Below are 24972 nucleotides of genomic sequence, written 5' to 3'. Positions count from 1 at the left end.
ATGCGGTCCGCCGGCGCGGTTTCAAGGCCGGGCGATACGCATGGCAGCCCTGCGTTGGGATAATGCCGGCCATGCCCGCCCCGGCCCGCCCCTGGTTCCTGTACCTGATCGAATGCCGCAACGGCGCCTGGTACGCCGGCATCAGCCCCGACGTGGAGGCGCGCTACCAGGCCCACCTGGCCGGCAAGGGCGCGCGCTATACCCGGGCCAATCCGCCCCTGCGCCTGCTCGGCAGCCGGCCCTTCCCCGACCGGGCCAGCGCCTCGCGTGCCGAGTGGAAGATCAAGCGCCTGCCGCGCGAACGCAAGCTGGCCTTCCTGCTGGACGCCGCCGCGATGGACGCCGGCGCCTGAGGCCGCTCAGCCGGCGTTTGGGCCGGCCGGCTCCAGCCAGCCGTGGTAGCCGATCACCGGCCCGGCCAGCGGCAGCGCGGCCTGGACGTCGAAGTGGTAGCGCCCGTCCTGTTCCCATTCGCGGCAGTGCACCCCGCCGAACAGTGTCGCCGGCAGCGGCAGCAGGCCCAGCAGGCGGACCCTGGCCACGTTCCAGTAGATCGAGCCGTTGGCGGCGTGCACCGCGAAGCGGAACTGCAGCGGACCCAGCCGCTCCACCAGCAGGCCCTTGCGGCAGCGCAGGCGGGTGGCCATGCGGTGGCTGCCGAACTGGCGGCTCCAGGTCTCGGACTTCGTATCGGCGCTGAACTGGATCCGCAGCGGCGCCTGCGACATCGCCGGCGGCATCCCCACCAGGCGCGCGCAGATCCGTGCCAGCAGGCCTGCACCACGCTCGATCGCGACCTCGCCGGCCCAGGTGTCCAGGCCGCGGATCGAGTGCAGGCCACGCAGGCTGGGCGGCAGGTTGAAGAACGGCGCGCCCAGCAGCTGCTGGAACAGGGTGGGCTCGGCGGCCGTGGACAGGTGGAGCGGGCTCGGGGAGCCGGTCATCGGTGGACTACGGGCACATGCGGGCGCGCAGGATACCCCTGCGGCGCCCGCACGTGGACCTCAGGGCCGGGCCAATGCCCGGCGCAGCTCGCGCAGCTGCTCCTTGACCGCGGCCTGCTGCTCGCCGGACAGGCGCATCAGCGCCTTGTGCCCGACCGAGGCCGATTCCAGCGACGGATCGGTGTAACGCCAGCGTCCGCGCTCGTCGCGCACCAGCTCTGCGCCCTCGCGGGGCGCCGGGGCCTGCAGCAGGTGGTCGATCACCTGCACCAGGCGATCGTTGAAGTAGCCATCCGGATAGCCCAGCTCGACATAGGCCTCCTGGAACAGCGGATAGAAGCGCCGGTAGACGCTGGCCACGCGCCCGGCATCGGCGCCGGTGAACGCGGCCACGTACGGTGCGTAGCGCGCGCTGCTGGCCGCGGTGTCGGCGACCGTGGCGCCCTCGCCCTCCACCACCGCGTAATTGCCCGGTAGCTGGCGCAGCGCCAGCACCTGGGCGGTGACCCGCGGCTCGGTGAGGTTGTCGACCATCACCACCAGGCGCTGGACCACGTGTTCGCGGACCAGCACGCCCAGCAGCGAGGGATCGCCGGCCAGCGCCTCCAGTTCCTGCAGCACCCCGGCATCGCTGTCGGCCAGCGCCGGGATCGCCGCGTCGGCGGCTTCCGCCGGCGGCTCCACCGGATGCTGGATGCCAGGCGCTTCGGCCTCGCCCGGCAGCATCGGCGGCGGCGGGATCGCGTCATCGTCCATGGCCGATGGCATCTGCGCCATGTCCGCCGCCGGCTCCGGCGCCGGTCGCAACAGCCACCAGCCGACCGCGGCCACCGCCACGGCGACCAGCAGCCAGGGCCAGCGGGCGGGGCGCGTATCTGGATGCTGCATGTCGTCTCCTTCTGCTTCTGGCATGCAGCTGTGACCCCGGCGGGGCGCGGGGGTTCCCCGCGAGGGTTCAGTCAGGCGTTGCGCTTCCCGGCTTGTCGTGCGCGCGCTGCAGCGACAGCAGTCCCAGCAGCAGCGCGAGCACCGCGTAGGCGGCGGCGAACTGCCAGGCGATGGTGGCGCGCACGCCTTCCAGCGACCACGGCAGGTAGATGCCGCCACGCGGATCCACCGAATGGATCACGCCCACCAGGGTCAGCAGCGCCGCCAGCAGCAGCACCGCCGAGGCGTGGTGTGGACGCTGATCCACCAGCGCCACCAGTGCCGCGCTCCACAGCATCGCGGTGATGATGAAGCCGTTGCCCAGGGTCACGATGGTGGCGAGGTCGGCCAGGCCGTGGCCACCGCCAGCCTCGTACAGTGCGGCGAAGGTATCGGCCGGGATCCACGCCGGATTGCCCAGCTTGATCACCAGCAGGTAGGCGATCGCCGGCAGGAACGCCAGCGCCACCGCCGGCGCGTGCCGGCGCGGGCTTTCGTGGAAGGCCTGCACGGTGATGTCCAGGCCGACGTATACGATGATCGGTGCCAGCACCGCCACCGGCAGCCACTGCACCAGCATCGACACGAAGCCGAGGATGCCGCCGAGGCCGATGAACAGCCCCGCCAGCAGGGTGTAACCGTGGCGCGCGCCCATGTGCTTGTAGGCGGGCTGGCCGATATAGGGCGTGGTCTGGGCCACGCCGCCGCAGAACCCGGCGACCAGGGTGGAGATGGCCTCGGCCAGCAGCACGTCGCGGGTACGGTAGTCGTCTCCGGCGGCGCGTGCGCTCTCGGCCACGTTGATCCCGCCGACGACCATCAGCAGGCCGAACGGCAGCAGCAGCGGCAGGTAGGGCACGGTGTACTGCAGGCCGGTGATGAAGCCCGCGCTGGGCAGCGGCAGCACGAAGGCCAGCGGCTGCAGCTCCGGCAGCTGGAATCCCGGCAGGCCGAGGCCAGCCAGGCCGAGCCCGTAGTACAGCGCGGTACCGACCACGAACGCGGCGAACACGCCGGGAACCCGCCATGGCAGCCGGCCCTTGCCGACCAGCACGTACAGCAGCAGGCCCAGGGTGGCGATGCCGACCACCGGATTGCGCAGGGTCTCGATCAGCGGCAGGAAACCCAGCAGCGCCAGCGCGGCACCTCCAATGGAGCCGAGCAGCGCCGCGCGCGGCAGCACCCGCGTGACCCAGTCGCCGGCGAAGGACAGCACCAGCTTGAGCAGGCCCATCACTACCAGCGAGGCCATGCCCAGCTGCCAGGTCGCCAGCGCCGCCGCGTCCGGCGCCATGCCCTGCGCCGTGAACCCGGCATACGCGGGACCCAGCACCAGCAGGGCCATGCCGATGCTGGTCGGCGCATCCAGGCCCAGCGGCATCGCGGTGACGTCGTCGCGCCCGCTGCGCAGGGCCAGGCGCCGCGCCATCACGGTGTAGACGAGATTGCCGACCAGCACGCCCAGGGCGGTGCCGGGGAACATGCGTCCGAACACGATATCCGCCGGGAACTGGAAGATCCCCACCAGCGCAGCGGCGATGAAGCCGAGGATGGAGAGGTTGTCCACCACCAGGCCGAAGAAGCCGTTGAGGTCGCCGGCGACGATCCAGGGCAGGCGGCGTGGAATGGCGGGAGCGGTCGACATCGGTGGCCTTGGGTCCGGGTGACAGGAAACGGGCCGGCACCGGGTCCGGCCCGCGGGTTGGCGAAGCCGGGACGGCGGCGCGCCGCCGTCCCCTGGATCAGAACCGGGTGCGGAACTCCACGCCCCAGGTCCGCGGCTCGTTGAGGAAGCCGGTGAGGTTGTTGAAGTCGATCGCGCCGACCACGCGCACCTGGTCGGTGATGTTGCGGCCGAACAGCGCCACCTCGCGGTCGCCCTGCTGCCAGGCGTAGCCCACGCGCAATCCGCCTTCCAGCGAGGACTTGCCGCGGAACTCCAGCGACTCGTACAGGAAGAAGTTCACTTCGCTGCGGTAGGCCCAGTCGGTGTAGAAGTACAGCTCGCCGCTGGACAGCGGCACGCCGTAGCGCGCGGTCAGGTTGTGCACCCACTCCGGCGCCTGCGGCAGCGGGTTGCCGTCGATCAGCGCGCGACCGGAACCATCCAGCGGATCGGTCACGGTGCACGCGGCGCAGGGCGCCACCGCCAGGCTGCTGTCCTGGATCTCGGTGTCGTTGTAGCTGGAACCGAGGGTGACCAGCAGCTGGTCGGCCAGGTAGGCCTCCAGGTCCAGCTCGAAACCCTGGCCCACGGTGCGGTCGGCGTTGAGCAGGGTGGCGATGTTGCTGCCGCCGCCCACGGCGATGATCTGCTGGTCGTCGACGGTGTAGCGGAACAGGTTGAAGCCCAGGCGCGCGCGGCGGTCCCACAGGTCGGCCTTGATGCCGGCCTCCCACGAGATCACCTCCTCCGAATCGGCAGTGGTCACGCCGCCGTTGGGCGCGCCCGGATCGGCGAACAGCAGCCGGCCCTGGATGGACGGTGCGCGGAAGCCCTTGGCCACGCGCGCGTACAGGTTCACGTCGTCGTTGAGCGCGTACACCGCGCTGGCGTCCCAGCTGACGTCGTTGGCATCGGTGTCCACCCGGTACGGGCCGCCCACCGGCGCACCGAACGGCGCCGCCTCGATGACGCTGGCCGAGAACTTCTTCTCGTCCTGGGTGTAACGCAGGCCGGCGCGCAGCTTCAGCCGCTCGGTGGCCTGGTATTCGCCCGAGGCGAACACTGCCCAGGCCTTGTTCTCCTGCTGCTGCACGGCGAAGCCGGCCTGCGGGTTGCCCGGCGCCAGCGAGTCGTAGTTGAAGCCGTGGATGGTGATGTCCTCGCGGTACCAGAACAGGCCGGCCTGCCAGTTGAACGGGCCGTCGTTGTCCGACTCCAGGCGGAACTCCTGGGTGACCTGCTCGTGGTCCGGCAGGCCGTCGGCCGACTCGGAGGCGAACGGGATCACGCCCGGGCCGGAATCCGGCAGGAACACCGCGCCGTAGCCGCCGTCGATGTCGCCGCGGTTGAGTGATTCGGCGGTCTCGTAGCCGGTGATCGAATGCAGCACCAGTCCGTCGAAGTCCCAGCGCAGGCGCGCGCTGGCGCCCCAGGTCTCCAGGTCGGAGAAGTTCACGCCGTCCAGCGAGACCTCGTCGCGGTCGAAGCCCGGCACCAGGTTGTTGCTGCCCGGCTGGATGATGTTGCCGCGGAACAGGCGCGCGGTGCCGTTGAGGTCGCGCCGGTGCAGGTTGAGCAGCGCCTCGAAGGCATCGCCCTCGTACAGGAACTGCAACCGCACCGCGGATTCGTCGTAGCCCTCGAAGCTTTCGTTGGGCGCGCCGGCGAGGGTGTTGTCCACCGAATCGTCGCGGCGCTGGTACAGGGCCGAAAGCCGCGCCGACCAGCGCGGACCGAGCGCACCGCCGACCGCGCCCTCGAAGTTGACCATGTCGTCGCTGCCGTAGCCCAGCTTCGCGTAGCCGCCGAATTCCTGCGACGGCTTGGCCGACTCGAACTTGACCACGCCGGCCGGGGTATTGCGCCCGAACAGGGTGCCCTGCGGGCCGCGCAGCACTTCCACCCGCTCCAGGTCGAACAGCGGGAAGCCCTTCAGCAGCGGGCTTTCCTGCACCACCTCGTCGTACACCAGCGAGACCGGCTGCGAGGCGTTGAGGTCGAAGTCGGTATTGCCCAGGCCGCGGATGTAGAAGCGCGGGAAGGCGCGGCCGTAGGAGGACTCGATGTTGAGGCTGGGCACGCGCGCGGAGAGGAAGCGGATGTCGGCGCCGCCGGAGCCGTACAGTTCGAGCTTCTCCGCATCGACGCTGGTGATCGACACCGGCACGTCCTGGATGTTCTCGACCTTGCGCTGGGCGGTGACCTCGACCGCGTCGAGGGTGGCGGCTTCCTGGGCCTGCAGCGCCGGCACGGCGAGCAGCAGGGCGACGGCGACGGCAAGGCGCGAGCGCCGGGCCTGCGGGACGTACGACGGGTTCATCGGGTTGCTCCTCGTGGGGTGGAGGCGGGACGGTCGTGCATCGGGCTGGCCGGCGGGCGCCGGCTCAGAAGGAAACCTCGGCGGGCTGGCGCGCCCACAGGACGGACTGGTGGCCGGTGGCCTGCTTCCAGGCCAGGCGGATGGCCTCGATGTCGGCGCGGCGCTGCGGCGTGTCCTCGTGCAGGATCACCAGCACCTTGCTGCGCAGGCGGTGCGGCCCGGGCTCGCCGCGGAACAGCCACTGGCCGTAGCCGTCGAGCACGGTCAGGCCGTCGGGGAAGCGCGGGGTGACCTCGCGGTCGAGGAAGCGGCGCCAGGCGGCCTCGTCGATGGCGTCGGCCTGGGGCCGGTCGGAAGGCGCGTCCTCGCGGCCGACGCCGAAATACAGCTCGCTGCGGAGCCAGCCGCTGGCCGCCGCCGGGCGCAGTTCGTCGCCCTGCAGGCTGGCGGTGGTGGCGGCCGCCGGATGCGGGCCGCTGGCGCAGGCCGACAGGGCCATGGCGAGCAGCAGCGCGAGGCAGGAAAGGCGGCGATGCATGGCGGGCTCCGGACCAGGGCGCGGCGAAGCGTGGTCGGGGCCCATGCTGCGACGGAAATAACCGGGCGTCATGTGCTGATTCCGACGGCGCCTGCGCCAGCGTGAAAACGGGGCCCTATCCTATCGCTCTATCGAGATGGATATAAAGACTTACTTCGAGGCCAGCCAGATGACCGCCCCTGCCCGCTCCCGCCTTGCCCTCGCCCTGGCCGCCGCCCTGCCCGCGGTCGCCGCCGCCCAGGCCTTCGAACCGGCCACCACCACCCTGGACCAGGTGATCGTCACCGGCACCCGCGCCAGCGACCGCACCGCGCTGGAGTCGACCTCGCCGGTGGATGTGCTCACCGCCGAGGACCTGCGCCGTGCCGCCGGCCCGGCTGGCGAGCTGGGCAGCGCCCTGCAGGCGCTGCTGCCCTCGTTCAACTTTCCGCGCCAGTCCAACTCCGGCGGCGCGGATCATGTGCGCGCCGCCCAGCTACGCGGGCTCTCGCCCGACCAGGTGCTGGTGCTGGTCAATGGCCGCCGCCGCCACACCAGTGCGCTGGTGACCACCGGCTCCAAGATCGGTCGCGGTACCACGCCGGTGGACTTCAACGCGATCCCGGTCGGCGCGGTGGCACGGATCGAGGTGCTGCGCGACGGCGCTGGCGCGCAGTACGGATCGGATGCGGTGGCCGGCGTGGTCAACATCATCCTCGCCGGCGGCGCCGAGGGCGGCGCGCTGGAGGCCGGCTACGGGCTGCACCACACCGAGCTGGAGCCGATCGGGCGCACCCTCACCGACGGCCAGACCGCGCATGCCAACGGCCATGTCGGCACCGCGCTGGGCGACGGCGGCTTCCTGCGCGTCGGCGCCGGCTACCAGGAACGCAACGCGACCAACCGCGCCGGCTTCGACCAGGTCCCGCCCTGGGACCAGACCCCGGCCAACCTCGCGGTGCAGGGCCGCCGCAACTACCACCTCGGCGATGGCGAGTCGAAGCAGCTGGACGGCTGGTTCAACGCCGAGCTGCCGCTGGCCGGCGGCGCCACCCTGTACGGCTTCGGCACCTGGCACCAGCGCGATACCGAGGGCGCCAACTACTACCGCTACCCGGAAGGCGAGGCCAACTGGCCCGAGGTCTATCCGGACGGCTACCGCCCGGTGTCGGTGGGCGAGAACCTGGACGTGGCCCTGGTCGCGGGCGTGCGCGGCCAGGTCGGCGGCTGGGACTACGACGCCAGCATCGACCACGGCGCCAACGACTTCACCTTCCGCCTGCGCGACTCACTCAATGCCTCGCTGGGCCCGGCCAGCCCCACGGACTTCCGCACCGGCGACTACCGTTTCGCCCAGACCCTGGCCAACCTCGACTTCAGCCGCGGCTTCGCCAGCGCCGGTTCGGACCACGTGCTGGCGCTGGGCGCCGAATTCCGGGCCGAGCGCTACCAGACCGGCGCCGGCGACCCGGCCAGCCACGCGGTCGGCCCGTATGCCGGCCGGCCGGCTGGCGCCCAGGCCGGCGGCGGCCTGACTCCGCAGGACGAGGCCGACCTGTCCCGCGACGTGGCCAGCGCCTACGCCGCCCTGTCCTCCAGCTTCGGCGAGGCCTTCAGCACCGACCTCAGCGCGCGCTACGAGCACTACCAGGACTTCGGCGGCCAGTTCACCGGCAAGCTCGCCGCGCGCTGGGCCTTCACCCCGGACCTGGCCGTGCGCGGCGCGGTCTCCAGCAACTTCCGCGCGCCCTCGCTGGCACAGGTGGGGTTCGAGTCCACCAGCACCGGTTACAACGCCGCCGGCCAGATCGTGCAGGGCCGCCTGCTGTCGGTGAACAACCCGATCGCCCGCGCGCTTGGTGCACGCGACCTGGATCCGGAGGAGTCGCTCAACCTCGGCCTGGGCCTGACCGCGCGCATTGGCGAGCGCTTTGATCTCTCGCTGGACCTGTTCCAGATCAGCATCGACGACCGCATCGCCCTGTCCGAGTCCATCACCGGCGATGCGCTGCACGCGTTCGTCGACGCGAACTTCGACGTGGCCCCGCTGGAGAGCGCGCAGTTCTTCGTCAACGCCGCCGACACCCGCACCCGCGGCGCCGAGCTGGTCGGCAACTGGCGCGACGAGCTGGCCGGCGGCCGCCTGCTGCTGACCGCCGCCTGGAGCCATGCGAAGACCGAGCTGGAGGACATCGTCGCCACGCCGCCGCAGCTGGCGGCGCTGGATCCGGGCTACGTGCTGTTCGGGGTCGAGGAGAGCAATACGCTCACCGATGCCGCGCCACGCACCCGTGCCCTGCTCAGCGCCGGCTGGTCCGGCAGCCGCTGGGACCTGCTTGCCCGGCTGCAGCGCCATGGCAGCGCCAAGCGCGTGTTCAACTTCGGCGGCGGCTTCGAACCGGAGCAGCGCTACGGTGCCGAATGGCAGCTCGATGCCGAGGTCGGCTACGCGCTCAACCCGCGCTGGAGCGTGGCCGTGGGCGGGACCAACCTCACCGACGAGTACCCGGACCGCTCGAACGAGGACATCCACTATTTCGGCAACCTGCCCTACGACGTGCTGTCGCCGCTGGGCAGCAACGGCCGCTACCTGTACGGGCGCGTGCGCTACGCGTTCTGACGGGCCCGCGACCATGGAAGGACAGGCCGCGCATGGTGCCGACCTGTCCCTCACGGCCCCATCGTGCACAATGGGGGCATGGTCGACGAGACGAAATCCCGTCCATCACCGCCGCCGCTCGGCGACGACTGTGCCCTCTTCCTCGACGTCGACGGTACGCTGGTGGAGTTCCAGGAGGACCCCGCCGCGGTCCACCTGCTGCCCGACGTGCGCGAGGCGATCGGCCAGCTCGGTCGGCGCCTGCATGGCGCGGTCGCGCTGGTGAGCGGGCGCCCGCTGGTCCAGCTCGATGCGCTGTTCGCGCCGCTGCGCCTGCCCGCGGCCGGCCTGCATGGACACGAATTCCGCCACGGCGCCGAAGCCGCGGCCGATATCCCGAAGGACACTTCCGCCCTGCTGCATGACCTGCACCGCGAGGCGGTGCAGCTGGCCGCGGCGCGGCCGGGCGTACTGGTGGAGGACAAGGGCGTCAGCCTGGCCCTGCACTGGCGCGCCGCGCCGGAATTTGGCGCGGAGGTGGCGAGCTTCGCGCGTGGCTACATCGAACGCCTGCCCGGCTACCGCCTGCAGCCGGGCGACCATGTCGTCGAGTTCGTGCCGGCCAGCAGCGACAAGGGCCAGGCGGTGGAACGGATGATGGCCCAGCCCGCGTTCCGCGGGCGGGTACCGGTGTTCATCGGCGACGACCTGACCGACGAATACGGCTTCGCCGCGGCCAACCGCGCGGGCGGCTGGAGCGTGCTGGTCGGGGAGCGGGAACCGAGCGTGGCCAACTACGCCCTGCCCGGCACCCGCGACGTGCACGCCTGGCTCATCGCCAATGCGGCACAAAGGGAGGTCAACCCGCGGTAGCCCAGCCGCCGCAGAACCACGGGACCTGGAATGGATATCAACGTACACGAGGCCAACCTCGAGCTTGGCGTGATCGGCAACGGCAGCTTCGGGGCGCTGGTCGACAAGCGCGCGCGGGTGGTATGGAGCTGCCTGCCGGCCTTCGATGGCGATCCAGCGTTCTGCGCCCTGCTCTCGCCCTGCGAGCAGGAGGGTGGCGATTTCTCGATCGAGCTGGAGGACTTCGAGCGCTCCGAGCAGCGCTACGACAACAACACCGCGATCCTGCGCACTACCCTCCATGACAGCCGCGGCGGATCGCTGGAGATCGTCGACTTCGCCCCGCGCTGGCGCCAGAACGGGCGCCTCTACCGCCCGGTGTCGATCATCCGCCGGATCACGCCACTGACCGGCAACCCGCGCATCCGCGTGCGGCTGCGCCCGCTTGCCGACTGGGGCGCGCGCGTGCCCGAGTCGACCTGGGGCAGCAACCACATGCGCTGGCTGCTGCCGCACTTCACCCTGCGCCTGAGCACCGACGTGCCGATCCGCTTCGTGCGCGACGGCCTGCCGTTCGTGCTGAGCCACCGCATGCACCTGGTGCTCGGCCCGGACGAACCCATGGGCCGCTCGCTCACCGGCTACGTGGACGAGGCCCTGACCCGCACCCGCGAGTACTGGTTCGAGTGGGTGCGCTACCTGTCCATCCCGCTGGAATGGCAGGAGGCGGTGATCCGCAGCGCGATCACCCTCAAGCTGTGCCAGTACGAGGACAGCGGCGCGATCATCGCGGCCATGACCACCTCCGTCCCGGAGGCGCCAGGCAGCGCGCGCAACTGGGACTACCGCTACTGCTGGCTGCGCGACGCGGCCTTCGTGGTGCGCTCGCTCAACCGCCTGGGCGCGACCCGCACCATGGAGGAGTTCCTGCGCTACATCTTCAACCTCGCCAGCCACGACGGCAGCCTGCAGCCGCTGTACGGCATCGGCTTCGAGGACCGGCTGGACGAGGTCGAGGTGCCTTCGCTGGCCGGCTACCGTGGCATGGGCCCGGTGCGGCGCGGCAACCTGGCCTGGATCCAGAAGCAGCACGACGTCTATGGCAGCGTGGTCCTGGCCTCGACCCAGCTGTTCTTCGACCAGCGCCTGGCCGACCCGGGCGACGAGGACACCTTCGCTCGCCTGGAGCCGCTGGGCGAGCGCGCGTTCGCCCTGTACGACGTGCCCGATGCCGGGCTGTGGGAGTTCCGCGGCCGCGCCGAGGTGCACACCTACACCGCGGCCATGTGCTGGGCCGCCTGCGACCGCCTGGCCAAGATCGCCACGCAGCTCGGCCTGCAGGAGCGGGTCGACTACTGGCGGCTGCGCGCCAACACCATCCGCAAGGTCACCCTGGACCGCGCGTGGCGCCCGGACGCCAACCACTTCAGCGCCTCGTTCCAGAGCGACTACCTCGATGCCTCGCTGCTGCTGCTGGCAGACATCGGCTTCGTCGATGCGCACGACCCGCGCTACGTGGCCACCGTGGAGGCCATCGGCCGCGAGCTGCGCCATGGAGACGGCGTGTTCCGCTACGTCGCCCCGGACGACTTCGGCGCGCCCGAGACCAGCTTCACCATCTGCACCTTCTGGTACATCGACGCGCTGGCGGCGATCGGGCGCATGGACGAGGCACGCGAGCTGTTCGAGCGGGTGCTGTCGCATCGCAACCACCTCGGCCTGCTCTCGGAGGACATGGCCTTCGAGGACGGCGAGGGCTGGGGCAACTTCCCGCAGACCTACTCGCACGTGGGCCTGATCATCGCCGCGATGCGGCTGTCACGTTCCTGGCAGGAGGCCTCATGAGTCGTCTGGTCGTCGTATCCAACCGCGTCGCCGTCCCCGGCGAGAACCGCGCCGGCGGCCTGGCGGTGGCCCTGCAGGCGGCACTGTCCGAGCGTGGCGGCATGTGGTTCGGCTGGAGCGGCAAGACCGTCCGCGGCAACAGCGGCGAGATCCACGAGCAGGAGGCCGACGGCATCCGCTACGTGACCATGGACCTCAACCGCGCCGACCTGGACGCCTACTACAACGGCTTCGCCAACCGCGCGCTGTGGCCGCTGCTGCACTTCCGCCTGGACCTGGTCGACTACGACCGTGGCACCCGCGAAGGCTACCGCCGGGTCAACGCCATGTTCGCCGACCGCCTGGCGCCGATGCTACGCGACGACGACACGGTCTGGGTGCACGACTACCACCTGATCCCGCTGGGCGCGCTGCTGCGCGAGCGCGGGGTCGGCTGCCGGATCGGCTTCTACCTGCACGTGCCGGTGCCCTCGGCCGACCTGATGATGGCCGTGCCCGACCACCAGCGCCTGTTCTCGCCACTGTACGCCTACGACCTGCTCGGCTTCCAGACGCAGCGCGACAACGACCGCTTCCACTCCTACGTGCGCCTGTACGGCGGCGGCAGGATCGTCGCTCCGGGCATCCTCGAGGCACCCGGCGGACGCCAGTTCCGCACCGGCGCCTTCCCGATCAGCATCGACACCCCGGAGATCGCGCGCCAGGCTGCGGCCGCGGCTAGCAAGCCGACGGTGCGCAGCCTGCGCACCAGCCTGGAAGACCGGCTGCTGGCCATCGGCGTGGACCGGCTGGACTATTCCAAGGGCCTGCCCGAGCGTTTCCATGGCTTCGAGCGCTACCTCGAACGCCATCCGGACCAGAAGGGCACCCTGACCTACCTGCAGATCGCGCCGCTGTCGCGCGCGGACGTCAGCGAGTACCGCATCCTGCGCAGCCAGCTGGAGCAGATCGCCGGGCACATCAACGGCGGCCACGCCGCGCCCAACTGGACGCCGCTGCGCTACGTCAACCGCAACTTCCCGCATTCCACCCTGACCGGCTTCTACCGCACCGCGCGCGTGGGCCTGGTCACGCCATTGCGCGACGGCATGAACCTGGTCGCCAAGGAATACGTCGCCTCGCAGGACCCGGAGAATCCCGGCGTGCTGGTGCTGTCGCTGCTGGCCGGCGCCGCGCAGGAAATGAAGGAGGCGCTGCTGGTCAATCCACACGACCTGGACGGCGTGGCCGACGCGATCGCCACCGCCGCGACGATGCCGCTGGCACGGCGCAAGGAGCGCTGGAACGCGATGATGGACCACCTGCGGAAGCACGACATCCACGCCTGGCGCAAGCAGTACCTGGAAACGCTGGAGAACGGCTGACAGGCTGGCGTCAGCTTGGGTTGGCATCATTGGGGGTTCGCGCGCAGGCGCGGCATTGCCGTGTCCCGCGCGTGGCCTTCCTTCTGCCACGAGGTCCGTCCCCATGCGCCACGCCCCCGCCCTGCTCCTGTCCGCCGCCCTCCTGCCCCTCGCCGCACCGGCCCAGGAGCTGGCCAGGACGCCGGAAGGCTGGACCGGCACCGGCGAGCTGGGCCTGGCCATGGCTCGCGGCAACTCGCGCTCGGAAAGCCTCAACACGCGCCTGCGTTTCTCGCGCGAGGAGGAGCACTGGAAGAACGGCTTCAGCCTGTCGGCCCTGCGCTCGCGCGCCGAGGTCGAGAGCGACACCGACGGCGACGGCATCGAGGAGCGCCGCTACGAGACCAGCGCCAACCGCTACGACGTCTCCGGTTCCAGCGCCTACCGCTTCAGCCCGCGCCACCACGTCTCGGCCAACGGCCGCTACGAGCACGACGATTTCTCCTCGTACGACTACCAGGGCACCGTCGCGATCGGCTTCGGCAGCCGCTTCATCGACAACGACCGCACCAAGTTCACCGGCGAGATCGGCCCCGGCTACCGCCGCGCCCGGACCTCGCTCGACGGCGAGGTGCAGAGCAGCCTGATCGGCCGCGGCCTGCTCGACCTGCGCCACCAGCTCACCGACAACACCGAGCTGTTCAACACCCTGCTGGTCGAATCGGGCAAGGACAACACCTTCGCCCAGAACGACCTTGGCGTATCGGTGGCGATGAACGAGCGCTTCGCGCTCAAGGCCGGCCTGCAGGCGCGCCACAACACCGAGGTCGAGGACGCGTCGACCCGTCGCACCGACACCCTGACCACGGTCAACCTGGTCTACAACTTCCGCTGATCGCGGCGTCTTTCATCGGGGCTGGATGTACACCAGCGTGGCCAGGCGCCCGGTGCGCTGGTCGCGCCGGTGCGAGTAGAAGCGGGCCGGATCGCTGATCGTGCACAGCCCGCCGCCGTGGATCGCCGCGGCGGGCAGGCCGGCCGCCTGCAGGCGCAGGCGCGCCAGGGCGTAGAGGTCGACCTTCCAGTGCCCGGGCCGGGTGGGCATGAAGGCCGCCGCGGCCGCGGGATCCTGGCCGACGAAGGCATCGTGCACCTCGCTGCCGATCTCGTAGGCCTGCGGCCCGGCCGCCGGGCCCAGCCAGGCGCGCAGCGCCCGGGGCGGGGTGCGCATCGCGGCCACCGTCGCTTCCAGCACGCCACTGGCCAGTCCGCGCCAGCCGGCGTGGGCGCCAGCGACCTCGCTGCCGTCCCCGGCGGCGAACACCACCGGCAGGCAGTCGGCGGTCAGGATCGCCACCACCACGCCGGGCACGCAGGTCGCGGCGGCATCGGCCTCCGGCTCGTCATCGGCGGGCACCGCGTCGCCCAGTGGCGCGTCCAGCCGCAATACGCCGGTGCCGTGCACCTGGCGCAGCCAGTAGGGATGCGAAGGCAGCCGCAGGCGCTGGCGCAGCTGCTCGCGGTTGGCCGCGACCGCGGCCGGATCGTCGCCGCTGCGCGCGCCCAGGTTGAAGCTGTCGAACGGGGGCAGCGACACGCCTGCGCCATGGCGCAGGGTGGTGAAGGCATGCACGCCCGGGGGCGCCGGCCAGTCCGCGGCCAGGACCGCGCCAGCCGCCACCACGCCTGTTTCTTCCGCCATCCCGCCCTCCAGGGGTATTCCCGGTCGAACCGGCGGCTCAGCGCCGCTGGCTCTCCTCCCAGTGCCGGGTGTCCTCGCGCAGCACCCGCAGCAGCTCGAGCATGTCCTTCGGCAGCGGCGCTTCGACCCGCACCTGCGCGCCGGTGACCGGGTGCTGGAACTCGAGTACCTCTGCGTGCAGGGCCTGGCGGCCGAAGCCGCGCAGGCTGGCGACCAGGTCCTCGGTGGCGCCGCGCGGCAGCTTCAGCGGGCCGCCGTACAGTGGATCGCCGACGATCGGGTGGCGCAGGTGCTGCATGTGCACGCGGATCTGGTGGGTACGCCCGGTCTCCAGCCGGCATTCCAGCGCGGTATGGGCGCGGAAGCGCTCGCGCAGGCGGTAGTGGGTGACCGCGTCGCGGCCATCCTCGCGCACGGCCATGCGCAGGCGGTCGCGCGGGTGGCGGTCGATCGGGGCGTTGGCGGTGCCACCGGAGACCAGTGCGCCGACCACCACCGCCACGTACTGGCGGCGGACCTCGCGCGCGGCCAGCTGGGCGACCAGGCCGGTATGCGCCTGCAGGGTGCGGGCCACGACCATCACGCCGCTGGTGTCCTTGTCCAGGCGATGGACGATGCCGGCGCGCGGCAGCGCGGCCAGGCCGGGGTCACGGTGCAGCAGGGCGTTGACCAGGGTGCCGGCCGGGTTGCCGGCGCCGGGATGGACCACCAGCCCGGCCGGCTTGTCCAGCACGAACAGGTGCTCGTCCTGGTACAGCACGTCCAGCGGGATGTCCTCGGCCACCGCCTCGGTCTGGATTTCGGACACCTCGGCCAGGCTGACGGTCTCGCCGCCCTTCACCGCGTCGCGCGGGCGCGCCGGCTGGCCGTCCAGCAGGGCGTCGCCGGACTTGATCCAGGCGGCCAGGCGGGAACGGGAATATTCGGGGAACAGCTCGGCCAGTACGGCATCGAAACGGCGGCCGGCGGCCTCGTCGGGGACGGTGGCCTGGCGGGGGGCGTCTGGGGTCTGGGACATCGGGGGGGCTTTCGGGATGGGGTCCGGACAGGCGAAGTCAGTCGCCGGACAGGCCACTAGGCTATCATCGGCCTTTCCGATTTCCGCCGGCATGCCCTCCCCGATGGCCCTCAGCCCCCGTTCCAGCCTCCCCTCCGCCCTGCGCCTGGTGGCCCTGCTCGTGCTCGTGGCCCTGTTCGCCACCGGCTGCGGCCGCGACAAGAAGAAGAAGGATGCCGACGAGGGCAGGCCGGTCGCCGAACTGTACGAGAAGGGCCATGGCTACATGGAACGCGGCAACTGGACCGGCGCGGAGACGGTGTTCCGCCGCCTGGTGGCCCAGTACCCGTACGGCCCGTATACCGAGCAGGCGCTGATGGAGACGGCCTACGCCCAGTACAAGGCGGGCCGCCACGACGAGGCGGTGTCGACCATCGACCGCTTCATCCGCACCTACCCGACCCACCGCAACATCGCCTACTTCTACTACCTGCGCGGCCTGTCCAACTCCAACCGCGACGCGGTGTTCATGCAGCGCGTGTGGTCGCTGGATCCCAGCCGCCGCGACCTGTCCTCGCCGCAGCAGGCCTACGAGGACTTCAACACCGTCGCCCAGCGCTACCCGAACAGCCGCTACGCCCCCGACGCGCGCCAGCGCATGGTCGTGCTGCGCAACGTGTTCGCCCGCCACGAGATGGACATCGCGCTGTACTACATGCGCCGCGGCGCCTGGCTGTCGGCCGTCAGCCGCGCCAAGTACATCCTCGAGACCTACCCGCAGAGCGACTACCAGTACGACGCCATCGCCGCCCTGGCCGAGTCCTACGACAACCTGGGCCAGAAGCAGCTGTCCGAGGACGCGATCCGCGTGCTGCGCCTGAACGACCCGCAGCACCCGTACCTCAGCGGCGACTGGCCGAAGTACCCGTGGGCGATCCGCAAGCTCAACCCGTTCGCCGGCGAGCGTTCGCCGACCACCGGCGAGCGCGACGCCGAGCGCCGCTGAGCCAGCGGGACCTGGACGAAGAAAGGGCGCACCCACGGATGCGCCCTTTTTGTTTGCCTGCCCTTCCTGGCCCGGTGGCCGGCGGCAGCCTCAGCCGCCGAAGCCGTTGCTGATCGGGTAGCGCCGCTCGCGCCCGAATGCGCGCCGCGAGACCTTCGGCCCCGGCGCGGCCTGCTGCCGCTTCCACTCGCTGGTGCGTACCAGGCGCAGCACCCGGTCCACCACCTCGGCGGCGTAGCCGGCGGCCACGATCTCCCCGCGCGACTGCTCCTGGTCGACGAAGCGGTAGAGGATGCCGTCGAGCACGTCGTACGGCGGCAGCGAATCCTGGTCCAGCTGGTCGGCACGCAGCTCGGCCGAGGGCGGGCGGCTGATCACCGCCGGCGGGATCACCGGCGCGCCGCCGACCGTGTTGCGCCACTTGGCCAGGCCGAACACCTCGGTCTTGTACAGGTCCTTGAGCGGGGCGTAGCCGCCGCACATGTCGCCGTAGATGGTGGCGTAGCCGACCGCGTACTCGCTCTTGTTGCCGGTGGTCAGCAGCAGCCCGCCGAACTTGTTGGACAGGGCCATCAGGATCGCGCCGCGGCTGCGCGACTGCAGGTTCTCCTCGGTGGTGTCGGCCTCCTGGCCGGCGAACACCTGCTCCAGCGACTGCAGGAAGCCGGTGAAGGCCGGTTCGATCGGGATCGTCTCCAGGCGCACGCCCAGCGCCGCGCACTGCTCGGCGGCCAGGTCGTTGGACAGGCCGGCGGTATAGCGCGAGGGCAGGCGCACCGCGACCACGTTCTCCGGGCCAAGGGCCTCGGCCGCCAGGGCCAGCACCAAGGCCGAGTCGATGCCGCCGGACAGGCCCAGCCAGGCGCGCCTGAAGCCGTTCTTGCCGCAGTAGTCGCGGATGCCGCGGACCACGGCGCGCCAGGCCAGCGCGTCCATGCTCTCGTCGCCGTCGTCCATCCACTGCACGGGAGTGAAGCTGCGGCCGGCGGTGTCGTAATCCACCACCAGCCACTGGTCGGTGAAGGCGGCCGCGGCCGGATGCACGGTGCCGTTGCCGTCGGCCACCACCGAGGCGCCGTCGAACACCAGCGAATCCTGGCCGCCGACCACGTTGAGGTAGGCCACGGCCGCGCCGGTTTCGCGGGTGCGCTCGGCCAGCAGGGCGTCGCGCTGGGCGTGCTTGCCGCGCTCGAACGGCGAGGCGTTGGGCACAAGCACCAGTTGCGCCCCGGCCTTCACCGTGTCCGCCATCGGCTCGGGGAACCACAGGTCCTCGCACACCACCACGCCCACCGGTACGCCGCCGACCTCGAACACGCAGGGCTCGCCATCGGGATCGGCCTCGAAGTAGCGGCGCTCGTCGAACACCGCGTAGTTGGGCAGCTCGCGCTTGCGGTAGGTGGCCTCGATGCGGCCGTCGCGCAGCACGCTGGCGGCGTTGTACAGCACGCTGCCGGCCGATTCCGGCCAGCCCACCACCGCGGTGATGCCATGCACGCCGGCCGCGACCTGCTCCAGCGCCTGCTGGCAGCGGGCCAGGAACGAGGGCCGCATCAGCAGGTCCTCCGGCGGGTAGCCACTGATGGCCAGCTCGGGGAACAGCACGATATCCGCGCCGTACTCGTCGCGGGCCTCGGCGATCATCTCCGCGATCCGCCCGGCATTTGCCTCGACGGCGCCGACCGGGAAATCGAACTGGGCCAGCGCGATGCGCAGGGAATCCTTCATGGGGCCAGGCCGGTGTGGGAATGGCCCCATGATACCGGCGCGGCGTGGGCATCCTGCATGCGCGGCTGCCTGGTTCGCGGCGCCGGAAAAGACGAAGGCCGCCCTGCGGCGGCCTTCGCTTGTAACCGTCGGGGACGGTTGGCTTACTTGACCAGCTCGGCGATGGCCGCGCCCAGGTCGCCCGGCGAACGGACGGTCTTGACGCCAGCGGCTTCCATCGCGGCGAACTTGCCTTCCGCGGTGCCCTTGCCGCCCGAAGCAATCGCACCGGCGTGGCCCATGCGCTTGCCGGCCGGGGCCGAGGCGCCGGCGATGAAGCCGACGACCGGCTTCTTGACGTGCTTGGCGATGTACTCGGCGCCGGCTTCCTCGGCGTCGCCGCCGATCTCGCCGACCATGATGATGCCTTCGGTCTGCGGGTCCTCGTTGAACAGCTTGAGGCAGTCGACGAAGTTCAGGCCGTTGATCGGGTCGCCGCCAATACCAATACAGGTCGACTGGCCCAGGCCCACCTCGGTGGTCTGCTTGACCGCTTCATAGGTCAGGGTGCCCGAGCGCGACACGATGCCGATCTTGCCCGGCTTGTGGATGTGGCCCGGCATGATGCCGATCTTGCACTCGCCCGGGGTGATGATGCCGGGGCAGTTCGGGCCGACCAGCACGGTCTCCGGATAGGTGCGGGTCAGCACGTTCTTGACGCGCAGCATGTCCAGCACCGGGATGCCCTCGGTGATGCAGACGATGACCTTGATGCCGGCGGCAGCGGCTTCCAGGATCGCGTCGGCCGCGAACGGCGGCGGGACGTAGATGACCGAGGCGTCGGCGCCGGTGCTCTGCACGGCTTCGGCGACGGTGTTGAACACCGGCAGCTCGAGGTGGGTGGTGCCGCCCTTGCCCGGGGTGACGCCGCCGACGACCTGGGTGCCGTACTCGATCATCTGGGTGGCGTGGAAGGTGCCCTGCTGGCCGGTGAAGCCCTGCACGATCACCTTCGTGTTCTTGTTGATCAAAACGCTCATGCGTTCAAGTCCTCGGAATACTGTTGTTTTTCAGGCTTCGGAGACGTGGCATGCCCGCTGCGCGGCCATGCCCGGGGCGTTGCTCCCAGAACCCCCACACCGCCTCGCGGCGGCGTCGCCCCCTTGACTCAAGGGGGCTGGGAGGGCCCTGGCCGTCCCGAAACCCGAAGGAATCAGGCGGCGGCCTTGACGGCCTCGACGACCTTCTTGGCGCCGTCGTTGATGTTGTCGGCCGGGATGATGGCCATGCCGCTGTCGCGCAGCAGCTGCTTGCCTTCTTCCACGTTGGTGCCTTCCAGGCGCACCACGACCGGGACCTTGACGCCCACTTCCTTGACCGCGGCGATGATGCCCTCGGCGATCATGTCGCAGCGGACGATGCCGCCGAAGATGTTGACGAAGATGCCCTCGACCTTGTCCGAGGACAGGATCAGCTTGAAGGCCTCGATCACGCGCTGCTTGTTCGCGCCGCCGCCGACGTCGAGGAAGTTCGCCGGCTCGCCGCCGTTGAGCTTGATCACGTCCATGGTGGCCATGGCCAGGCCGGCGCCGTTGACCATGCAGCCGATGTTGCCGTCCATGGTCACGTAGTTGATGTCCAGCTCCGAGGCGGTCACCTCGGTCTCGTCTTCCTGCGACTTGTCACGCAGGGCGACCAGTTCCTTGTGGCGGAAGTTGGCGTTGTCGTCGCTGTTGAACTTGCCGTCCAGCGCGTACAGGTTGCCGTCGTCCAGGATCGCCAGCGGGTTCAGCTCGACCAGCGACAGGTCCTTCTCGTTGAACAGGCGGTACAGGTTCACCATGATGTTGGCGAACTGGCCGGCCTGCTTGGCGGTCAGGCCCATCTGGAAGCCGATGTTGCGGCCGTGGTACGGCTGCACGCCCTCGACGAAGTCGACGTTGAGGGTGTGGATCTTCTCGGGAGTCTCGGCGGCGACCTGCTCGATCTCCACGCCGCCCTCGCTCGAGGCGATGTAGCTGATGGTGCGGGTACCACGGTCGACCAGGACCGACAGGTACAGCTCCTTGACGATCTCGCCGGCGGTGGTCACCAGCACCAGGTTGATCGGCAGCTCGACGCCGGCGGTCTGGTAGGTGGCCATCCTGGTGCCGAGCATCTTGGCGGCAGCGGCCTTCACGTCATCGACGGTCTTGCAGAACTTGACGCCGCCGGCCTTGCCGCGGCCGCCCGCGTGGATCTGCGCCTTGACCATCCAGGGGCCCTGGCCCAGCGACTGGGCGGCGGCAACCGCCTCGTCCGGGGTGGCGGCGACCTTGCCGGCCGGGACCGGGATGCCGTACTCGGCAAGCAGCTGTTTTGCCTGGTATTCGTGGAAATTCATGCTTCACCAATGGGTGGGGAACGGCCGCCGGGGGCAGGCGGGCGAGGGCCGGGAACGGCCCGCGGGCGCGCCTGGCGGGGGCGATATTGTCGCCGACGGGGGGCTACCGTGCAAAACAGGGCATACCGCCCCGCCCCAGCCGTCCCGGATTCCTATACTTTGGGCACCGCGCCGGCCCGGGAGCCCCGCTTGACGCAACCCTCTCTGATCGACCGGATCGAATACCTGCCGCGCCGGGAACTGCAGGCCTTCGGCCTGTACCGGGTGCTGGAGGCGGCGCTGATCGCCGCCCTGGCCCTGAGCCCGCTGCGCGAGCTGGCCGGCCCGGCCAACCTGGCCCTGGCCGGCTTCCTGGCCGCCGCCTACCTGGCCGCCGCCTTCGTCCTGCTTGCCCTGGGCCGCAGCCAGCGCCCGCTGAGCCTGGTGGTGCTGGCCGGCGCGCTCACCGACATCGTCGCCGCGACCCTGGCCACCCACGCCCTGCCCGGGGTCGGCGCCGGCATCGCGATGATGCTGCTGTTCAACGTGGTCGCCGCGGCCATGCTGCTGCGCCTGCGCTACGGCCTGGCAGTGGCGGTGCTGGCCTCGCTGGCCCTGGTCGGCGAATACATATGGACCCTGCTGGGCAGCGGCGGCCAGCCGCGCTCGCTGGCCGAGCTGACCATGTTCGTGGCCAGCTACCTGGCCCTGGCCTGGCTGGGCCACCAGATCGGCCAGCGCGCGCGCACCAGCCAGCAGCTGGCCGACAGCCGCGGCGCCCAGGTCGCCAACCTGGTGGAGATCAACGAGCTGATCATCCGCCGCATGCGCACCGGCGTGCTGGTGGTCGACGGCGATACCCGCATCACCCTGGCCAACGAGGCGGCGATGCTGCTGCTGGGCGATGCCGCCCCGGACCCGCACGACGGCCGCCTGGCCACCGCCGCGCCGGAGCTGGCGCGGCGCCTGCAGCGCTGGCGCGAGGGAGCCGGGACCGACGGCAGCCCGCTGCAGCTGCGCCCGGACCAGGCCGAGGTGCAGCCGCGCTTCGCCCGCCTGCTGGCCGACAGCGACCTGTCCCTGGTGTTCCTGGACGATGCCACCGTGGTCTCGCGCCGGGCCGAGTCGCTGACCCTGGCAGCCATGGGCCGGTTCTCGGCCAGCCTCGCCCACGAGATCCGCAACCCGCTGGCGGCGATCAGCTACGCCGTGCAGCTGCTGCAGGAATCGCGCGGGATGGACGACGCCGACCGGCGCCTGCTGCAGATCATCCACCAGCAGTGCATGCGCACCAACGGCATCGTCGAGAACGTGCTGGGCATGGCCCGGCGCGAGCGCGCCAAGCCCGAGCACGTGGACCTCACCGGCTTCGTCCAGCGCTTCGTCGAGGACTACCGGGCGACCATGCCGATCGAGACCGACACCCTCGAGGCCGGCCTGCCGGCGCGCGCGGTACCGGCCCTGGTCGACCCGGCCCACCTGCAGCAGATCCTCACCGCCCTGGTCCAGAACGCCCTGCGCTACGGACGCATGCCCGACGAGCCGGCGCGGGTGAAGGTGCGGGTCTCGACCCAGGACCGCAACGCCGTGGTCGAGGTGATGGACCGCGGCCCGGGCATCCCCGAGGGCACGGTGGCGCAGCTGTTCCGGCCGTTCTTCACCACCTCCGAGCACGGCACCGGCCTGGGCCTGTACATCGCCGGCGAGCTGGCGCGGGCCAACCAGGCCACCCTGCGCTACGTGCCGGTGCCCGGCGGCGGGGCCTGCTTCCGCATCACCCTGCCCGGCCCGGGCGGCATGCTTCCCCTGTGATCCCGGTCACGCACTTGGTCACGCCTGAAAGAGTCGGCTATCGTTCCACGCCATGAATCAAGCCCGCAGCGCCCTGATCGTCGACGACGAACGTGATATCCGCGAACTGCTGGTGCTGACCCTCGGGCGCATGGGCCTGCGCGTGGATACCGCCGCCAACCTGGCCGAGGCGCGCGAGCTGCTGGGATCCCACCGCTACGACCTCTGCTTCACCGACATGCGCCTGCCCGACGGCAACGGCATCGAGCTGGTGGTGGAGATCGCGCGCAACCACCCGCACACCCCGGTGGCGATGATCACCGCCTTCGGCAACATGGACCTGGCGGTGGAGGCGCTGAAAGCCGGCGCGTTCGACTTCGTCAGCAAGCCGGTGGACCTCAACGTGCTGCGCGGCCTGGTCCGCCACGCGCTGGAACTGAACAACGCCGAGCGCCCGGCCAAACCGGCGCAGCCCGAACAGGGCCGCCTGATCGGCGACTCCCCGGCCATGCAGGCCCTGCGCGGCACCATCGCCAAGGTCGCCCGCAGCCAGGCGCCGGTGTACATCCTCGGCGAGTCCGGCGTGGGCAAGGAGCTGGTGGCCCGCACCATCCACGAGCAGGGCGCCCGCGCGTCCGGCCCGTTCGTGCCGGTCAACTGCGGCGCGATCCCGGCCGAGCTGATGGAAAGCGAGTTCTTCGGCCACAAGAAGGGCAGCTTCACCGGCGCCCACGCCGACAAGCCCGGCCTGTTCCAGGCCGCCAGCGGCGGCACCCTGTTCCTGGACGAGGTCGCCGAGCTGCCGCTGTCGATGCAGGTCAAGCTGCTGCGCGCGATCCAGGAGAAGTCGGTGCGCCCGGTCGGCGCGGCCAGCGAGGTGCCGGTGGACGTGCGCATCCTCTCGGCCACCCACAAGGCGCTGGCCGACCTGGTGGGCGAGGGCCGCTTCCGCCACGACCTCTACTACCGCATCAACGTGATCGAACTGCGGGTTCCGCCGCTGCGCGAGCGCGCCGGCGACCTGCCGCAGCTGGCCGCGGCGATCCTGGCCCGGCTGTCCGCGGCCCAGGGCCGGCCCACGCCCCAGCTGGGCGAGGACGCACTGGCGGCGCTGGCGCGATATCCGTTCCCGGGCAACGTGCGCGAGCTGGAGAACGTGCTCGAGCGCGCCCTGGCGCTGGCCGAGGGCGACCATATCGACGTGGTCGACCTGCACCTGCCGCAGGCCCCGGTACGCACGGCCAGCCCTGCCGCGGCGACGGCCGAGGCCATCCCGGCCCAGGCCCCGCTGCCGGCAGCCGCAGCCGAGGCTTCCGGTGGCGCCCTGCCCTCGTACATCGAGCAGCTGGAGCGCGCCGCGATCCAGAAGGCGCTGGAAGACAACCGCTGGAACAAGACCCGCGCCGCGGCGCAGCTGGGCATCACCTTCCGCGCCCTGCGCTACAAGCTCAAGAAGCTGGGCATGGAGTAAGCCGGCCCCGCGTCGCCTTTCACCCCGGCCCATGCTGGGCCGCCGCCCCGCCAGCGGTGATAATGGCGCATGACCACGAGCCACACGCCCAAGAAATCGCTGGGCCAGAACTTCCTGCACGACGCCAGCTACATCGAGCGCATCGTCCAGGCCATCGATCCGCGCCCCGGTGACCGGGTGGTGGAGATCGGCCCCGGCCAGGGCGCGCTGACCCTGCCCCTGCTGCGCCGCCACGGCGCGCTGACCGTGATCGAGTTCGACCGCGACCTGGTCGGCCCGCTGGCGGAGATGGCGGCCCCGGTCGGGCAACTTGAGATCATCCACCGCGACGTGCTGCAGGTGGACCTGGCCGCGCTGGCCGCCGGCGGGAAGATCAAGCTGGCGGGCAACCTGCCCTACAACATCTCCTCGCCGATCCTGTTCCATGCCCTGGACCACGCCGCGGCGATCACGGACATGGTCTTCATGCTGCAGAAGGAAGTGGTCGACCGCATGGGCGCCGGCCCTGGCAGCAAGGTCTACGGCCGCCTGAGCGTGATGCTGCAGGCCTACTGCCAGGTGCAGCCGCTGTTCGTGGTGCCGCCGGGCGCGTTCCGCCCCGCGCCCAAGGTCGATTCGGCGGTGGTGCGGCTGGTGCCGCGCGACCCGGCCACGATCCACATCGCCGACCGCGACCGCTTCGCCCACGTGGTGCGCGCCGCCTTCGGCCAGCGCCGCAAGACCCTGCGCAACGCGCTGCGTGACGTGTGCTCGCCGGAGCAGTTCGAGGCCGCCGGCGTCAGCGCCGACGACCGTGCCGAACAGGTCGACGTCGCCGGCTTCGTGCGCCTGGCCAACGCCTGAGCAAACGCGGCGCCGCACCATGCCGGCGGATGCGGCGACGCACCGCCGCCTGCGTCATTCTTGCCCCGGCCTCACGCGGC

Annotated in this window: 20 protein-coding genes; 10 read left to right on the top strand and 10 right to left on the bottom strand. The window is 71.0% G+C overall.

The features are described 5' to 3' along the window. The first annotated feature begins 71 nt into the window (after nt 1–71). Nucleotides 72–353 carry a GIY-YIG nuclease family protein gene (locus tag PSESU_RS02845; RefSeq protein WP_013534259.1) on the top strand — a complete coding sequence of 94 codons (282 nt, stop codon included), beginning with the start codon at nt 72–74 and terminating at the stop codon, nt 351–353. A 6-nt stretch (nt 354–359) separates the two neighbouring features. Here the strand turns inward: PSESU_RS02845 and PSESU_RS02840 are convergent, their stop codons facing one another. The 5 genes from PSESU_RS02840 to PSESU_RS02820 form a co-directional block, all read right to left on the bottom strand. Continuing rightward, the gene (locus tag PSESU_RS02840) at nt 360–944 is read right to left on the bottom strand and encodes a DUF4166 domain-containing protein (protein WP_013534258.1); all 585 of its coding nucleotides are present in this window, start codon (nt 942–944) and stop codon (nt 360–362) included. 60 nt (nt 945–1004) lie between these two features. Further along, nucleotides 1005–1832 (bottom strand): DUF3014 domain-containing protein, encoded by an 828-nt coding sequence (locus PSESU_RS02835; RefSeq protein ID WP_013534257.1) that lies wholly within the window; start codon nt 1830–1832, stop codon nt 1005–1007. A gap of 67 nt (nt 1833–1899) precedes the next feature. Beyond that, nucleotides 1900–3516, bottom strand: a complete 1617-nt coding sequence (locus tag PSESU_RS02830; protein WP_013534256.1) for a hypothetical protein — start codon at nt 3514–3516, stop codon at nt 1900–1902. A gap of 97 nt (nt 3517–3613) precedes the next feature. Beyond that, a complete protein-coding gene (locus PSESU_RS02825) occupies nt 3614–5857 on the bottom strand; it encodes a TonB-dependent receptor (RefSeq protein ID WP_013534255.1) in 2244 nt (747 codons plus the stop codon). Nucleotides 5858–5921: 64 nt separating this feature from the next. Continuing rightward, complete coding sequence (locus PSESU_RS02820) at nt 5922–6395, bottom strand: DUF3574 domain-containing protein (RefSeq protein ID WP_013534254.1); 474 nt, start codon at nt 6393–6395, stop codon at nt 5922–5924. A 169-nt stretch (nt 6396–6564) separates the two neighbouring features. Here PSESU_RS02820 and PSESU_RS02815 point away from each other — a divergent pair, with 169 nt between their 5' ends. The 5 genes from PSESU_RS02815 (at nt 6565) to PSESU_RS02795 (ending at nt 13908) form a co-directional block, all read left to right on the top strand. Further along, nucleotides 6565–8994: a TonB-dependent receptor plug domain-containing protein gene (locus PSESU_RS02815; protein ID WP_041764373.1), complete on the top strand. Its 2430-nt coding sequence runs from the start codon at nt 6565–6567 to the stop codon at nt 8992–8994. Nucleotides 8995–9072: 78 nt separating this feature from the next. Continuing rightward, the gene (gene otsB / locus PSESU_RS02810; protein ID WP_013534252.1) at nt 9073–9846 is read left to right on the top strand and encodes a trehalose-phosphatase; all 774 of its coding nucleotides are present in this window, start codon (nt 9073–9075) and stop codon (nt 9844–9846) included. Between the two features lie 30 nt (nt 9847–9876). Next, complete coding sequence (locus PSESU_RS02805) at nt 9877–11670, top strand: glycoside hydrolase family 15 protein (RefSeq protein ID WP_013534251.1); 1794 nt, start codon at nt 9877–9879, stop codon at nt 11668–11670. Then, nucleotides 11667–13034 (top strand): alpha,alpha-trehalose-phosphate synthase (UDP-forming), encoded by a 1368-nt coding sequence (otsA, locus tag PSESU_RS02800; RefSeq protein ID WP_013534250.1) that lies wholly within the window; start codon nt 11667–11669, stop codon nt 13032–13034. Before PSESU_RS02805 ends, otsA begins: the two co-directional genes overlap by 4 nt. A gap of 103 nt (nt 13035–13137) precedes the next feature. Further along, entirely contained in the window at nt 13138–13908 is a 771-nt protein-coding gene (locus PSESU_RS02795; RefSeq protein WP_013534249.1) for a DUF481 domain-containing protein, read from the top strand. Nucleotides 13909–13920: 12 nt separating this feature from the next. On the opposite strand, the gene pgeF is transcribed toward PSESU_RS02795, so the two are convergent. Both pgeF and rluD read right to left on the bottom strand, forming a co-directional pair. Beyond that, nucleotides 13921–14715 (bottom strand): peptidoglycan editing factor PgeF, encoded by a 795-nt coding sequence (gene pgeF, locus PSESU_RS02790; RefSeq protein ID WP_013534248.1) that lies wholly within the window; start codon nt 14713–14715, stop codon nt 13921–13923. 37 nt (nt 14716–14752) lie between these two features. Beyond that, nucleotides 14753–15733, bottom strand: coding sequence for a 23S rRNA pseudouridine(1911/1915/1917) synthase RluD (gene rluD / locus PSESU_RS02785; RefSeq protein WP_013534247.1), 981 nt, complete (start codon nt 15731–15733; stop codon nt 14753–14755). A gap of 103 nt (nt 15734–15836) precedes the next feature. On the opposite strand from rluD, the gene PSESU_RS02780 reads away from it, so the two are divergent. Further along, nucleotides 15837–16718 carry an outer membrane protein assembly factor BamD gene (locus PSESU_RS02780; protein ID WP_041763792.1) on the top strand — a complete coding sequence of 294 codons (882 nt, stop codon included), beginning with the start codon at nt 15837–15839 and terminating at the stop codon, nt 16716–16718. A gap of 90 nt (nt 16719–16808) precedes the next feature. Here PSESU_RS02780 and PSESU_RS02775 read toward each other — a convergent pair whose 3' ends face one another. The 3 genes from PSESU_RS02775 to sucC all read right to left on the bottom strand — a co-directional run bounded on the left by PSESU_RS02775 (nt 16809) and on the right by sucC (nt 20808). Next, nucleotides 16809–18446, bottom strand: coding sequence for an NAD+ synthase (locus PSESU_RS02775; protein WP_013534245.1), 1638 nt, complete (start codon nt 18444–18446; stop codon nt 16809–16811). Nucleotides 18447–18589: 143 nt separating this feature from the next. Beyond that, a complete protein-coding gene (sucD, locus tag PSESU_RS02770) occupies nt 18590–19465 on the bottom strand; it encodes a succinate--CoA ligase subunit alpha (RefSeq protein ID WP_013534244.1) in 876 nt (291 codons plus the stop codon). A 173-nt stretch (nt 19466–19638) separates the two neighbouring features. Beyond that, a complete protein-coding gene (gene sucC / locus PSESU_RS02765; protein WP_013534243.1) occupies nt 19639–20808 on the bottom strand; it encodes an ADP-forming succinate--CoA ligase subunit beta in 1170 nt (389 codons plus the stop codon). A gap of 189 nt (nt 20809–20997) precedes the next feature. On the opposite strand from sucC, the gene PSESU_RS02760 reads away from it, so the two are divergent. The 3 genes from PSESU_RS02760 (at nt 20998) to rsmA (ending at nt 24892) form a co-directional block, all read left to right on the top strand. Further along, a complete protein-coding gene (locus tag PSESU_RS02760; RefSeq protein ID WP_013534242.1) occupies nt 20998–22599 on the top strand; it encodes a sensor histidine kinase in 1602 nt (533 codons plus the stop codon). Between the two features lie 52 nt (nt 22600–22651). Further along, a complete protein-coding gene (locus PSESU_RS02755) occupies nt 22652–24049 on the top strand; it encodes a sigma-54-dependent transcriptional regulator (RefSeq protein WP_013534241.1) in 1398 nt (465 codons plus the stop codon). 69 nt (nt 24050–24118) lie between these two features. Then, nucleotides 24119–24892 carry a 16S rRNA (adenine(1518)-N(6)/adenine(1519)-N(6))-dimethyltransferase RsmA gene (rsmA, locus tag PSESU_RS02750; protein ID WP_013534240.1) on the top strand — a complete coding sequence of 258 codons (774 nt, stop codon included), beginning with the start codon at nt 24119–24121 and terminating at the stop codon, nt 24890–24892. Nucleotides 24893–24972: the final 80 nt, after the last annotated feature.

Source organism: Pseudoxanthomonas suwonensis 11-1, from assembly GCF_000185965.1.
Taxonomy (GTDB): Bacteria; Pseudomonadota; Gammaproteobacteria; order Xanthomonadales; family Xanthomonadaceae; genus Pseudoxanthomonas; species Pseudoxanthomonas suwonensis_A.
Note: the sequence above shows the minus strand (reverse complement) of the source record. Positions and strands in the feature narration are given on the sequence as shown.